General features: G+C 67.7%; 9 protein-coding genes. 6 read left to right on the top strand and 3 right to left on the bottom strand.

The window, feature by feature from the left end:
• Positions 1-4: 4 nt before the first annotated feature.
• From WCE59_RS08895 to WCE59_RS08880, 4 genes are all read left to right on the top strand, one after another.
• Positions 5-1,222, top strand: a complete 1,218-nt coding sequence (locus WCE59_RS08895; protein ID WP_343258399.1) for an efflux RND transporter periplasmic adaptor subunit — start codon at positions 5-7, stop codon at positions 1,220-1,222.
• The gene (locus tag WCE59_RS08890) at positions 1,219-4,338 is read left to right on the top strand and encodes a multidrug efflux RND transporter permease subunit (RefSeq protein ID WP_343258398.1); all 3,120 of its coding nucleotides are present in this window, start codon (positions 1,219-1,221) and stop codon (positions 4,336-4,338) included. The genes WCE59_RS08895 and WCE59_RS08890 overlap by 4 nt, the downstream gene beginning before the upstream one ends.
• On the top strand, positions 4,338-7,460 hold the full coding sequence (locus WCE59_RS08885) for an efflux RND transporter permease subunit (protein WP_343258397.1): 3,123 nt from the start codon (positions 4,338-4,340) through the stop codon (positions 7,458-7,460). The genes WCE59_RS08890 and WCE59_RS08885 overlap by 1 nt, the downstream gene beginning before the upstream one ends.
• Positions 7,461-7,572: 112 nt before the next feature.
• Positions 7,573-9,093, top strand: coding sequence for an acetyl-CoA hydrolase/transferase family protein (locus WCE59_RS08880; protein WP_343258396.1), 1,521 nt, complete (start codon positions 7,573-7,575; stop codon positions 9,091-9,093).
• 111 nt (positions 9,094-9,204) lie between these two features.
• Here WCE59_RS08880 and groL read toward each other — a convergent pair whose 3' ends face one another.
• The 3 genes from groL to WCE59_RS08865 all read right to left on the bottom strand — a co-directional run bounded on the left by groL (position 9,205) and on the right by WCE59_RS08865 (position 12,033).
• Positions 9,205-10,854: a chaperonin GroEL gene (gene groL, locus WCE59_RS08875; RefSeq protein WP_343258395.1), complete on the bottom strand. Its 1,650-nt coding sequence runs from the start codon at positions 10,852-10,854 to the stop codon at positions 9,205-9,207.
• 56 nt (positions 10,855-10,910) lie between these two features.
• Positions 10,911-11,201: a co-chaperone GroES gene (gene groES / locus WCE59_RS08870; protein WP_343258394.1), complete on the bottom strand. Its 291-nt coding sequence runs from the start codon at positions 11,199-11,201 to the stop codon at positions 10,911-10,913.
• 358 nt (positions 11,202-11,559) lie between these two features.
• Positions 11,560-12,033: an AsnC family transcriptional regulator gene (locus WCE59_RS08865; protein WP_343258393.1), complete on the bottom strand. Its 474-nt coding sequence runs from the start codon at positions 12,031-12,033 to the stop codon at positions 11,560-11,562.
• Positions 12,034-12,170: 137 nt separating this feature from the next.
• On the opposite strand from WCE59_RS08865, the gene WCE59_RS08860 reads away from it, so the two are divergent.
• A complete protein-coding gene (locus WCE59_RS08860; RefSeq protein ID WP_343258392.1) occupies positions 12,171-13,457 on the top strand; it encodes a D-amino acid dehydrogenase in 1,287 nt (428 codons plus the stop codon).
• 20 nt (positions 13,458-13,477) lie between these two features.
• Positions 13,478-14,560, top strand: a complete 1,083-nt coding sequence (gene alr, locus WCE59_RS08855) for an alanine racemase (protein WP_343258391.1) — start codon at positions 13,478-13,480, stop codon at positions 14,558-14,560.
• The last annotated feature ends 3 nt before the right edge of the window (positions 14,561-14,563 follow it).

Below are 14,563 nucleotides of genomic sequence, written 5' to 3'. Positions count from 1 at the left end.
CCCCATGAAGCAAGCCCCCCGCACCAAGACCCTCCTGATCGCCGTGGCCGTCATTGCCGCATTGCTGCTGCTGTGGCGCGGCTGCGCGGGCGGAGACGACGCCGCGCCGCCTCAGGGGCCGGGCCGGGGCGGCGGCTTCTTCGGGCCGGGTGGTCCCGCCACCCCGGTGCGGGTGGCCGAGACCGAACGGGCCCCGCTGCTGGTCCAGCTGCGGGCGCTGGGCACGGTGACCCCGCTGCACCAGGTGACCGTGCGCTCGCGCGTGGACGGCGAGCTGCTGCGGGTTGAATTCGAGGAAGGTCAGCGGGTTGAAGCCGGGCAGCTGCTGGCCCAGATCGACCCGGCCCAGTACCGCATCCGCCTGGCCGAGGCCGAGGGCCAGCAGCGCCAGAACCTGGCCGAATTGGAAAACACCCGGATCCAACTGCGCCGCTTCCGCGACCTGGCCAAGAGTGACTACGTCGCCGCCCAGGACGTGTCCGACCTGGAGGCCCGCGTGCGCCAGCTCGAAGCCCGCCGCGAGATCGACCAGGCTGCCGTGGACGAAGCCCGCCTGCAGCTGGATTACACCCGCATCACCGCGCCGGTCGACGGCCGCGTGGGCCTGCGCCAGGTGGACGCCGGCAACCTGGTGCGCAGCGGCGATGCCGAGGGCATCGTTACCATTACCCAGACCAGCCCGATCAGCGCCCTGTTCTCGATTCCCGAAACCGCAGTGCCCTCGCTGATCGAAGCTATGCGCCGCTCCGACAGCCTGCCGGTCGAGGCCTGGGATCGCGAAGAGCGCCGCCTGCTGGCCACCGGCACCCTGTCCAGCGTCGACAACCGCATCGACACCGCCACCGGCACCCTGCGCCTGCGCGCCCTGTTCGAGGATGACCGCCTGTTTCCCAACCAGTCGGTCAACGTCCGCCTGCAGCTGGGCAACGAGGAAACCCTGTCCATCCCGGATGCCGCGGTGCAGTTCGGCAGCCAGGGCACTTACGTCTATGTGATCGACGCCGAAGACACTGCCAGCGTGCGCCCCGTGGTGCTGGGCGCCACCAGCGACGGCCGGGTGGAAGTGATCGAAGGCCTGGCCGACGGTGAGCGGGTGGTGCTGGAAGGCATCGACCGGCTGCGCGACGGCGCCAAGGTGGAGGTGGTGGACGCCAGCGGGCAGCCCGTCGAAGACCTGGGCGACGAGCCCGCCGTGGACAGCGACACCGGCCCCGGCGCATGAACCTCTCCCGCCCCTTCATCCTGCGCCCGGTAGCGACCACGCTGCTGATGCTGGCGCTGCTGCTGTCGGGCATCTTCGCCTACCGGCTGCTGCCGGTGGCGGCGCTGCCCCAGGTGGACTACCCCACCATCCAGGTGCTGACCTTCTACCCGGGCGCCAGCCCCTCGGTCACCACCAGCGCGGTCACCGCGCCGCTTGAGCGCCATCTGGGCCAGATCCCGGGCCTCAACCAGATGTCGTCCACCAGCTCCGGGGGCGCTTCGGTCATCACCCTGCAGTTCTCGCTGGAAATCGACCTGGGCGTGGCCGAGCAGGAGGTGCAGGCGGCACTCAACGGGGCCAGCAACCTGCTGCCCAATGACCTGCCGATGCCGCCGGTGTACCGCAAGGTCAATCCAGCCGACACCCCGATCCTGACCCTGGCGGTCACCTCGGCCACGCTGCCGCTGCCCGATGTCTACGATCTGGTCGATACGCGCATGGCCCAGCGCCTGTCGCAGCTGCCGGGCGTGGGCCTGGTGAGCCTGGCCGGCGGCCAGCGGCCCGCAGTGCGCGTGGAAGTGAATCCCAACGCGCTGGCTGCGGCCAACCTCGGCATGGATGACATCCGTGCGGCGATTTCCGCTGCCAACGTCAACATGCCCAAGGGCAGCTTCGACGGCCCGACCCGGGCGATCATGCTCGACGCCAACGACCAGATGCGCTCCGCCCAGGAATACCGCGACCTGGTGATCAACTGGCGCGGCGGCGCGCCGCTGCGGCTGGGCGACCTGGCCGAAGTGGACCAGGGCCCCGAGAACCGCCAGCTCGCGGCGTGGTCGGGCGAGACACCGGCCATCCTGATCAATATCCAGCGCCAGTCCGGCGCCAACGTGATCGAGGTGGTGGACGCGGTGCACGCGCTGCTACCGCGCCTGCAGGCGGCCATGCCGACCGCGGTCGACTTGACCGTACTCAGCGACCGCACCGAATCGATCCGCGCCTCGATCAAGGGCGTGCAGACCGAGCTGCTGCTGGCGATCGGCCTGGTGGTGCTGGTGACCTTCGTGTTCCTGCGCACCATCCCCGCCACCATCATTCCCAGCCTGGCGGTGCCGCTGTCGCTGGTGGCCACCTTCGGCTTCATGCTGATGGCGGGCTATTCGCTCAACAACCTCACCCTGATGGCGCTGACGATTGCCACCGGCTTCGTGGTCGACGATGCGATCGTGATGCTTGAAAACGTGGCCCGGCATCTTGAACAGGGCAAGCCACGGTTGCAGGCGGCGCTGGATGGCGCGAAGCAGATCGGCTTCACCCTGATCTCGCTGACCGTGTCGCTGATCGCGGTGCTGATCCCGCTGCTGTTCATGGGCGACGTGGTGGGGCGGCTGTTCCACGAATTCGCGATGACCCTGGCGGTGGCGATTGCGGTCTCGCTGGTGGTCTCGCTCACGCTGACGCCGATGCTGTGCGCGCGCTTTCTCAAGGCCGGGCGCGATCACGGCGTGGCCGAGCCCGGCACCGTTGCCGGTGACGACGAAGCCGGCGCCGAAGGCGACATGTTCGACCGGATCATCGCGCTCTACGACCGCGCCCTGCATTGGACCCTCGCCCGCCAGCCGCTGATGCTCGGCATCACCGTGGGCACCCTGGCTCTGACCGCGCTGCTGTACGTGGCCGTGCCCAAGGGCTTCTTTCCCTCGCAGGACTCGGGCCTGATCCAGGGCATCAGCGAAGCGCCGGCGCAGGTCTCGTTCCAGGCCATGGCCGAGCGCCAGCAGGCGCTGGCCACCGCGATCCTGGAAGACCCCGACGTGGCTTCGCTGTCCTCGTTCATCGGCGTGGACGGCACCAATGCCACGCTCAACACCGGCCGCCTGCTGATCGAGCTCAAGCCGCACGCCGACCGCGCCGACGGCGCGCACGCCATCATCGAACGCCTGCAGCAGCGCGCGGGCCAGGTGCCGGGGATCGCGCTGTTCATGCAGCCGGTGCAGGAGCTGTCGATCGAGGACCGGGTCAGCCGCGGCCAGTACCAGTTCGCGCTCACCAGTCCCGACAGCACCGAGCTCGCCCTGTGGGCCGACCGCCTGATCGAGCGCCTGCAGGACGCCCCGGCAATGGCAGCCGTGGCCGGCGACCTGCAGGACCGCGGGCTGCAGGCCTGGGTGGATATCGACCGCGACGCCGCCGCGCGCCTGGGCATCAGCGTGTCCAACGTGGCCGACGCGCTGTACGACGCCTTCGGCCAGCGCCAGATCTCGACCATCTTCACCCACGCCAACCAGTACCGCGTGGTGCTTGAAGTGGACGGGCGTTTCCAGCTGGGACCGGAGGCGATCGGACGCATCCACGTGGCCACTGGCGACGGCCAGCAGACGCCGCTGGCCGGCATCGCCCGGATCGAGACCCGCGCCGCGCCGCTGATGGTCAGCCATATCGGCCAGTTCCCGGCGGCTACGGTGTCGTTCAACCTCGCGCCGGGCGCATCGCTGGGCGAAGCGGTCGACCAGATCGAAGCCGCACGCGCCGAACTTGGCCTGCCGGCAGCAGTGGAGCTGCGCCTGCAAGGGGCGGCTCAGGCGTTCCGCAATTCGCTGTCCAGCACCCTGTGGCTGATTTTGGCCGCGGTGCTGGTGATGTACATCGTGCTGGGCGTGCTCTACGAGAGCTTCATCCATCCGATCACCATCCTGTCCACCCTGCCCTCGGCCACCGTCGGCGCGCTGGCCGCACTGCTGGTGACCGGGCGCAGCCTGGACCTGATCGCGATCATCGGCATCATCCTGTTGATCGGGCTGGTGAAGAAGAACGGGATCATGATGGTCGACTTCGCCCTGGAGGCCGAACGCGACCAGGGCATGGCCCCGCAGCAGGCGATCCACCGCGCGGCGCTGCTGCGCTTCCGGCCGATCCTGATGACCACCCTGGCGGCGCTGTTTGCCGCCATCCCGATGATGCTGGCCTCCGGCTCCGGCGCCGAGCTGCGCCAGCCGCTGGGTCTGGTGATGGTGGGCGGGCTGATGGTGAGCCAGGTGCTGACCCTGTTCACCACGCCGGTGATCTACCTGTTCTTCGACCGGCTGACCCGCCGTGGTCGCGCCGCGGCCGCTGAAGCAGAGCCGGCACGCTGATGGAGGCCAAGCGCGTCGAAGCCAAGCGCGCCAACCTGTCGCGCCCGTTTATCGAGCGCCCGGTAGCCACGATATTGCTGGCCGTGGCGATCGTGCTGGCGGGCATGCTGGCCTACCGGATGCTGCCGGTGGCGCCGCTGCCGCAGGTGGATTACCCGGCCATCCAGGTGACCGCCAGCATGCCGGGCGCCAGCCCGGAGTCGATGGCGGCCACCGTGGCCACGCCGCTGGAGCGGGCGCTGGGCACCATTCCGGGCATCACCCGCATCACCTCCTCCAGCAGCCAGGGCTCGGCCCGCATCCACCTGCAGTTCTCGCTGGACCGCAACGTGGACGAGGCCGCCCGCGAGGTGCAGGCGGCGATCAACGCGGCCCGCGCCCAGCTGCCATCCGGCATGCCGGGCATGCCGCAGTACCGCAAGATCAACCCGTCCCAGGCGCCGATCATGTCGCTGGCGCTGAGCTCGGAAACGCTCAGCCCGGGCGAGCTGTACGACGTCGGCTCGACCATCCTGGCGCAGAAGATCGCCCAGATCCCGGGCGTGGGCCAGGTGGAAGCCGGCGGGGCCTCATTGCCCGCGGTGCGCGTGTCGCTGAATCCTTCCGCCCTCAACCAGTACGGCATTGCGCTGGACGAAGTGGCCGGCGCGATCCGCAGCGCGAATGCCCTGCGCCCGCTCGGCCACGTGGCCGAGGGCGAGCGCCAGTGGCAGGTGGAGGCGAACCTGCAGCTGCGCACCGCCCCCGAATACCGCGACCTGATCGTGGCCTGGCGCGACGGCCGCCCGGTGCACCTGCGCGATGTGGCCCAGGTGGCCGAAGGCACCGAAAACCGCTACGCCGCCGGTTTCCACAACACCCGCGATGCGGTGCTGCTGGTGATCAGCCGCCAGCCCAACGCCAATATCATCGAGACCGTGGACGCGATCCACGCGCAGATGGACCAGCTGCGTGCGCTGCTGCCGGCCGGCGTGGACATGGAAGTGGTGATGGACCGCTCGCCGGTCATCCGCGCCACCCTCAGCGAAGCCGAGCACACCCTGCTGCTGGCGGTTGGCCTGGTGGTGCTGGTGGTATTGGCGTTCCTGGGCAGCTGGCGCGCAGCGCTGGTGCCCACGCTGGCGATCCCGGTATCGCTTTTCGGCGCGCTGGCGATCATCTGGATGCTGGGCTTCTCGCTCAACACCATGTCGCTGATGGCGCTGATCGTGGCCGCGGTGCTGGTGGTGGACGATGCGATCGTGGTGCTGGAGAACATCTCCCGCCACATCGAGGCTGGACTCAGCCCATGGAAGGCGGCCATGCGCGGCGCCGGCGAGGTCGGCACCACCCTGCTGTCGATGAACCTGGCGCTGGCGGTGGTGTTCGTGTCGATCCTGTTCCTGGACGACTTCGTCGAACGCCTGTTCCGCGAGTTCTCGCTGACCCTGGTCGCGGCGATGGGCGTGTCGCTGCTGGTCTCGCTGAGCCTCACTCCCACGCTGGCCGCACGCCTGCTTGGCCGCAAGGATCCGGACCGGGTGGTCACGCCGTGGCAGCGGTTGGGCGGCGTGGCGTTCGAAGGCACGCGCGGGCTGTATCTGCGCTCGCTCGGCGGCGTGGTGCGCAATGTACCGGTGATGCTGCTGGTACTGGCCGGTGCGATCGGCCTCAGCGTCTGGCTGTCGGGACAGGTGCCGCGCGGCACCGTGCCGCAGCAGGACACCGGCCAGCTGCGCGGCTTCGCCCGCGGCGATGACGGTCTCTCCTTCCAGGTCATGCAGCCCAAGATCGACGCCTACCGGCAGCTGCTGATGGCCGACCCGGCGATCGAGCATATTTCCGGCTATATCGGCGGCAACAGCGGGGTCAACAACGCCTTCATCATGATCCAGATGAAGCCGCTGGAAGAGCGCGGCGTGTCCAGCCGCGAAGTGATCGACCGGCTGCGTATGCAGATGCCCTCCATCCCCGGCGGACGCATGGGCCTGTGGGTGGACCAGGACATCCGTATCGGCGGCGGTGGCGGTGATGAAGGCACCTACAGCCTGGAACTGATGTCCGGCGATCTCGCCCCGCTGCGCGAGTGGACCCCGCACATCCGCGAGGCGCTGGCGGCGCTGCCGGAACTGGCCGATGTGGACTCCAGCGGCGACGAGGGCAGCCGCCAGGTGGTGCTGGATATCGACCGCACCGCGGCGGCGCAGCTGGGCGTGGACATGCGCATGGTCGCCACCGTGCTCAACAACTCCTTCAGCCAGCGCCAGGTAGCCACCCTTTACGACAGCCTCAACCAGTACCGGGTGGTGATGGAGCTGGACCAGCGCTATACCCAGACCCCGGCCACGCTGGATCAGGTGTATGCGATCGGCGAAGGCGGCCGACGGGTACCGCTGTCGGCGTTTGCCAGCTGGTCCTACGGCATGGCGCCGGACCGCATCCAGCACCGCCAGCAGTTCGTGGCTTCGCGGGTCAGCTTTGCCCTGGCTCCCGGGGTGACCCTGGGCGAGGCGGTGGAAGCAATCGACCAGGCCATGGCCCGGATCATGCTGCCCAATGAAGTACAGGCCGTGCTGGGCGAGGAAGCCGGCAGCCTGCAGGAAATGCAGCAGCGCCAGCTGTGGCTGATCCTGGGTGCAGTACTGGCGGTCTATCTGTTGCTGGGCATGCTGTACGAAAGCTTCGTGCTGCCAATCGCAATCCTGTCGATCCTGCCCTCGGCCGGCGTCGGCGCGCTGCTGGCGCTGATGCTGTTTGATACCGAGCTGGATCTGATCTCCCTGCTGGGCCTGTTCCTGCTGGTGGGAGTGGTGATGAAGAACACCATCCTGATGATCGATTTCGCCCTGGCCGCACAGCGCGATCACGGCATGACGCCGGAGGCGGCGATCGTGGAAGCCGCGCGCCTGCGTTTCCGCCCGATCCTGATGACCAGCCTGGCCGCGCTGCTGGGCATGCTGCCGCTGATGCTGGCCACCGGCGAAGGCTGGGAAATGCGCCGTCCGCTGGGCATCGCCGTGGTTGGCGGCCTGCTGGTCAGCCAGGTGCTGACCCTGTACACCACGCCGGCGATCTACCTGGCCCTGACCCGGCTGCGCGCCCGCTTCGTGCGCCAGCCGGCGGCGGAGGCGGCCAGCCGCTGATCTGGAAAGCTCCCCGTCGGCGGGACTGGAAACACCCCGTTCCATCACAGGGGAGCCCCTGTCACGCCGGCGGGCGACAATAGGGGCCCCTCCACTGCCCACGTCGTCGCCCATGCCCGAACAACGCATCCACAGCCCGATCCTGCGCCAGCGCGTCGTCGACGCCGCCACCGCCGCCGCCCACATCCAGCCCGGCAACACGGTGGCCATGAGCGGCTTCACCGGCTCCGGCTATCCCAAGGCAGTACCGGGCGCGCTGGCCGAGCGCATCCGCCAGCACAATGGCAACGGCGGCGGCAAGTTCCAGATCAACCTGCTGACCGGCGCCTCCACCGCGCCCGAACTGGACGGCGTGCTGGCGGAAGTGGACGGCATTGCCCTGCGCCTTCCCTACCAGAGCGATCCCCAGACCCGTGAGCGCATCAACGACGGCTCCCTGGCCTATATCGACGCACACCTGAGCCATGTGGCTCCAAACGCGTGGTTCGGCTTCTACGGCGACATCGACGTGGCGGTGATCGAGGCCGTGGCAATCCGCGAGGACGGCAGCATCGTGCCCTCCACTTCGGTCGGCAACAGCAAGACCTGGCTCGACCTGGCCAAGAAGGTGATCGTCGAAGTCAACGAGTGGCAGCCCGCCGGACTGGAGGGCATGCACGACATCTATTACGGCACCGCGCGGCCGCCGCAGCGCAGGCCAATCCCGCTCGAACACGTGGACGACCGCATCGGCGACACCGCGCTGAGGGTGGACCCGGACCGCGTGGTGGCAGTGGTGCGCACCAACGCGCCGGACCGCAACAGCCCGTTCAATCCGGTCGATGCCACCAGTGAACGCATTGCCGGGCACCTGATCGAATTCCTGCAGCACCAGATCGCCAAAAAGCGCATGCCCGCCGATCTGCTGCCGCTGCAATCGGGCGTGGGCAACATTCCCAACGCGGTGCTGGCCGGCCTTGCCAGCAGCGGCTTTCGGGATCTGACCGCGTTCACCGAGGTCATCCAGGACGGCATGCTCGACCTGCTGCGCAGCGGCGTGTTGCGGGTGGCCTCGTGCACCGGCTTTGCGCTGAGCCCCGACGCCCACGCCGAATTCACCCGTGATATCGACTTCTTCCGCGAGCGCATCATCATGCGCCCGCAGGAGATCTCCAACCATCCGGAGCTGGTGCGGCGGCTGGGCTGCATCGGCATGAACGGCATGGTCGAGGTGGACCTGTACGGCAACGTCAACTCCACCCACATCATGGGCAGCCGGATCATGAACGGGATTGGCGGCTCGGGCGATTTCACCCGCAACGCGTTCCTGTCGATCTTCCTCTCGCCCAGCACCGTCAAGGGCGGCAGCATCTCCTCGATCGTGCCAATGGCCAGTCACGTGGACCACACCGAGCACGATGTGTCGATCATCGTCACCGAGCAGGGCGTGGCCGACCTGCGCGGACTCTCGCCCAAGCAGCGCGCGCGGACCCTGATCGCCAACTGTGCGCACCCCGACTACCGCGATGCGCTGCAGGACTATTTCGACCGCGCCAGCCGGGAGAGCTACGGCAAGCACACCCCGCACCTGCTCGGCGAAGCGCTGAGCTGGCACCAGCGCTGGCTGGACACCGGCTCGATGCTTCCGGGCTGATCAGTCAGGGGCAGCGCCCGCCGGGCGGTGCAAAGCCGCCTTCGCTGACAAAAAAGGCCCCGCATCGCTGCGGGGCCTCTGGTGTTGCAATGGAACGTCAGACAGACGGGATCAGAAGCCCATGCCGCCCATGCCGCCCATTCCACCCATGTCACCACCGCCCGGCATGGCCGGCTCGTCCTTCTGCGGCAGGTCAGCGACCATCGCTTCGGTCGTGATCATCAGACCGGCAATGGAAGCGGCGTTCTGCAGCGCCGAACGGGTCACCTTGGTCGGGTCCAGGATGCCGAACTCGATCATGTCGCCGAATTCGCCATTGGCAGCGTTGTAGCCGTAGTTGCCGCTGCCTTCCTTGACCTGGTTGACGATGACCGACGGCTCTTCGCCCGCGTTGGCGACGATCTCGCGCAGCGGGGCTTCCATCGCACGCAGGGCGATGACGATGCCGTGGTTCTGGTCTTCGTTGGCGCCCTTGAGCTCACCGATGGCCTGCAGCGCGCGGATCAGCGCAACGCCGCCACCCGGGACCACGCCTTCTTCCACCGCAGCACGGGTCGCGTGCAGGGCGTCTTCAACGCGGGCCTTCTTTTCCTTCATTTCGATCTCGGTCGAAGCACCGACCTTGATCACCGCCACGCCACCGGCCAGCTTGGCCACGCGCTCCTGCAGCTTCTCGCGGTCGTAGTCCGAAGAGGTCTCTTCGATCTGCGCCTTGATCTGCTTGATGCGCGCCTCGATGGAGGGGCTGTCGCCCGCGCCGTCGATGATGGTGGTGTTCTCCTTGGTCACCTGCACCTTCTTGGCGCGGCCCAGGTCCTGGATGGTGGCCTTCTCAAGCTGCAGGCCCACTTCCTCGGAGATCACGGTGCCGCCGGTCAGCACGGCCATGTCTTCCAGCATCGCCTTGCGACGATCGCCGAAGCCCGGGGCCTTCACTGCCACGACCTTGACGATGCCGCGGATGGTGTTGACCACCAGGGTCGCCAGGGCTTCGCCCTCGACTTCCTCGGCCACGATCAGCAGCGGCTTGCCGGCCTTGGCCACGCCTTCCAGCACGGGCAGCAGGTCACGCACGTTGGAGATCTTCTTGTCGTGCAGCAGGATGAACGGATCATCCAGGTCGGCCGCCATCGACTGCTGGTTGTTGATGAAGTATGGCGACAGGTAGCCGCGGTCGAACTGCATGCCCTCGACCACGTCCAGCTCGTTGTCCAGGCCGGAGCCTTCTTCAACGGTGATCACGCCTTCCTTGCCGACCTTCTTCATCGCGTCGGCGATGATGGTGCCGATCGACTCGTCGGAGTTGGCGGAGATGGTGCCAACCTGGGCAATGGCCTTGTCGTCCGCGGTGGGCTTGCTGATGTTCTTCAGCTCTTCCACAGCGGCCTTGACGGCCTGGTCGATACCGCGCTTGAGGTCCATCGGGTTCATGCCGGCAGCGACGGCCTTGGAGCCTTCGCGGATGAACGCCTGGGCCAGCACGGTCGCGGTGGTGGTGCCGTCACCGGCGTTGTCGGAGGTCTTGGAAGCAACTTCCTTGACCATCTGCGCGCCCATGTTCTCGAACTTGTCCTGCAGCTCGATTTCCTTCGCTACGGACACGCCATCCTTGGTGATGGTCGGGGCGCCGAAGCTCTTGTCGAGCACGACGTTGCGGCCCTTCGGGCCGAGGGTTGCCTTGACGGCATTTGCGAGAGTGTTGACGCCGCGCACCATCTTCGAGCGCGCATCTTCACCGAAACGGATTTCCTTGGCAGCCATTTGCTAACTCCGGAATAGATTCTTGTGATTGGGGGATGTCGGAATCGCGGGCTGGATCAGCCCAGGATCGCCAGGATGTCGTCTTCGCGGACTACCAGGTATTCGGTGCCCTCGAGCTTCACTTCGGTGCCGCTGTACTTGCCGAACAGCACCTGGTCGCCGATCTTGACCTTGGGCGCGCGCACGTCGCCGTTGTCCAGGGCCTTGCCGTCACCAACGGCGACCACTTCGCCCTTGATCGGCTTTTCGGTCGCGGAATCGGGGATCACGATCCCGCCGGCCGACATCTTCTCTTCTTCGGTACGCTTGATGACCACACGGTCGTAAAGCGGCTTGATATTGCTCATGTCGATCCTCTTCAAGTGATTGATCGGGTTGGAATTTGGGCGGCGATGTTAGCACTCTGCCCGGCAGAGTGCTAACGCCGTGGGCAGCAAAGACCCGGTGATCCGGGCGTGGTCAGGAGATGGGGCCGGGGGTTTTCTTTTCAAGGGCTCGGGTGGAAATTTCGTTCTTTGGAGATTCCCGTGACCTGACGGGCCCCGCCGCGGCCGGCAGGCCTTTGCGCTCCATGTCCCCCGGTCTCCGCCTGCGGCGAAGACCTCCTCCTTTACTTACGCGCAAAGGCCTCCCGACCACGCCGGGGCTCGGCTGCGGAAACACGGGGGCGTCGGGGGCGTAGCCCCGACCTACGAAACGGGGCACTCAGTCGGCCAGCGGCAGCTCCAGCGTTTCCTTCACCTCTTCCATCACGATGTAGCTGCGCGACTCGCGCACATACGGAAGCGTCAGCAACGTACTGCCCAGCAGCTTGCGGTAGGAGGCCATTTCCGAGATCCGCGCCTTGATCAGGTAGTCGAAATCACCCGAAACCAGGTGGCACTCCAGCACATGCGGCAGCTTCAACGCCGCGCGCCGGAACTCTTCGAAGATGTCGCCCGACTTGTAAGCCAGGCTGATCTGCACGAACACCAGCAGTGCCGCCTCCGCCGCCTGCGGGGTCACGCGGGCGTGGTAGCCGGTGATGACGCCGTCGCGCTCCAGCCGCCGGACGCGTTCGGCGCAGGGAGTGGTCGAGAGGCCGACGCGCTCGCCCAGCTCGGTGAAAGGGATGCGCCCTTCGCGCTGCAGGATGCGCAGGATCCTGCGGTCGATCCGGTCCAGACCGCGCTTGGCCATGGCAAGACTCCTTCAAAAGACACGTTGTCGCGCTTTTGCCCCGCTTAACTCAACACAATCAGTGAATATCACTGCCCAACCGGAAATATACTGGGCAGTCAACCTGCTTTACCACCTTTACACGCGAGTCTTCGAGTATGCGCATCCTGGTCCTGGGTTCCGGAGTGGTTGGCGTCACCAGCGCCTGGTATCTGCGTCAGGCCGGGCACGAGGTGGTCGTGGTCGACCGCCAGCCTGGCGCGGCGCTGGAAACCAGCTTTGCCAACGCCGGCCAGGTGTCGCCCGGCTACGCCTCCCCGTGGCCGGCTCCGGGCATTCCCGCCAAGGCGATCGGCTGGCTGCTGTCCCGCCACGCCCCGCTGGCCATCCGCCCCACTGCCGATCCGGCCCAGTACCGCTGGATGTGGCAGATGCTGCGCAACTGCACCAGCGCGCGCTATGCGGTCAGCAAGGCGCGCATGGTGCGCCTGGCCGAATACAGCCGCGACAGCCTGGACGAGCTGCGCCGCGAGCTTGGACTGGAATACCAGCAGCGCACCCTGGGCACCACCCAGCTGTTCCGCACCCGCGAACAGCTCGACGCCGCCGCCCGCGACATCACCGTGCTCGAGCAGTACGGCGTGCGCTACGAGCTGCTGGACGCGGACGGCATCATCCGCGTGGAACCCGCGCTCGCAAAAGTCCGCGACAGCCTCGCCGGCGCACTGCGCCTGCCGGGCGATGAAACCGGCGATTGCCACCTGTTCACCACCCGCCTGGCGGAGCTGGCGCGCCAGGCGGGCGTTGAATTCCGCCTTGGGCAGCAGATCGAATCGCTGCAGGCCGGCGGCAACCGGATCACCGGCGTGCGTATCGACGGCAAGCTGGAAACCGCCGATCGCTACGTACTGGCACTGGGCAGCTGGTCACCACGCCTGCTGGCACCGCTGGGCATCCGCCTGCCGGTGTACCCGCTCAAGGGCTATTCGCTGACCATCCCGATCAGCAACCCCGACATGGCACCGGTCTCGACCGTACTGGACGAGAGCTACAAGGTGGCGATCACCCGCTTCGACGACCGCATCCGGGTGGGCGGCATGGCCGAGGTGTCCGGCTACAACCTGTCGCTGCCGGCGCGCCGTCGCCAGACCCTGGAAATGGTGGTGCGCAGCCTGTATCCGGAGGGCGGCGATCTGGATCAGTCCGAATTCTGGGCCGGCCTGCGCGCTTCCACGCCGGACGGTCCGCCGGTGATCGGGGCCACCCGCTATTCCAACCTGCTGCTCAACACCGGCCACGGCACGCTGGGCTGGACCATGTCCTGTGGCTCGGCGCGCTACCTGGCCGACCTGGTCGATGGCCGCACCCCGGCGATCGATCCGGAAGGGCTGGATATTTCCCGCTACGAGCGTCCCTGGCCGGCCATTCCGGCCGGCGGACGCTGAGCTGGCGGAGGGATTCGGATATGCGCCCAGCCCGCGCCCTGGTTGATCTCGATGCTGTAAGGCACAACTACCGGCACGCCCAGCAGCTGGCCGGCGGCCGCGCGTTGGCGGTGGTCAAGGCCGATGCCTACGGGCACGGCGCCGCCCGCTGCGCACAGGCGCTCGACGGCGAGGCCGATGGCTTCGGCGTGGCCTGTATCGAAGAGGCGCTGGAGCTGCGCGAGGCCGGCATCCGCGCCCCGATCCTGCTGCTGGAAGGCTTCTTCACCGCCGACGAGCTGCCGCTGATCGAGCGCCACCGCCTGTGGACGGTGGTGGCCTCGCCCTGGCAGGTGGAGGCGCTGGAGCGCCACGCGGGCCGGCAGCCGGAGCAGGTGTGGGTGAAGCTGGACAGCGGCATGCACCGGCTGGGGCTCGCACCGCAGGAATTCGCCGCTGCATGGCAGCGCGTGTGTGCGCTGGACGGTGTCCAAGCCATGGTGGCGATGACCCATTTCGCCCGCGCCGACGAGCTTGGCCAGGACCGCACTGCGGAACAGCTGCACAGCTTTGACCAGGCGCTGGCCACCCTGCCCGCCGACACCATGGTGAGCGTGGCCAATTCCGCCGGCCTGATGGCCTGGCCCCAGGCGCGTCGTGGCTGGGGCCGGCCCGGCCTGATGCTCTACGGCACCCACATGCTCGACGCCCCGTGCGCGTCGGCTGAATCGCTGCAGCCGGCGATGACACTGGAATCGGCCATCATTTCCGTGCGCGACTTGCCCGCTGGCGAGCCGATCGGCTACGGCGGTGGTTTCGTGACCGACCGCCCCACCCGGATCGGCGTGGTGGCGATGGGCTATGCCGACGGCTACGCCCAGTACGCCCCTGCCGGCACGCCGGTGCTGGTGGAGGGACGCCGCAGCCGGCTGATCGGCCGGGTTTCAATGGACATGCTCACCATCGACCTTGGCGATCATCCGCAGGCCCAGGTGGGCACGAAGGTGGAGCTTTGGGGCAACCAGCTGCCGGTGGCCGAGGTCGCCGCGCACGCTGGCACCAGCCCCTACCGGCTGCTGTCAGGACTCAAGCGCGTGCCGCGGGTGTACCGCTCCGAAGCTTAGCCG

This window comes from Luteimonas qiangzhengi, from assembly GCF_039548515.1.
Taxonomy (GTDB): Bacteria; Pseudomonadota; Gammaproteobacteria; order Xanthomonadales; family Xanthomonadaceae; genus Luteimonas.
The sequence above is the reverse complement of the archived record's forward strand: the minus strand, read 5'-3'. Positions and strand labels throughout refer to the sequence as shown.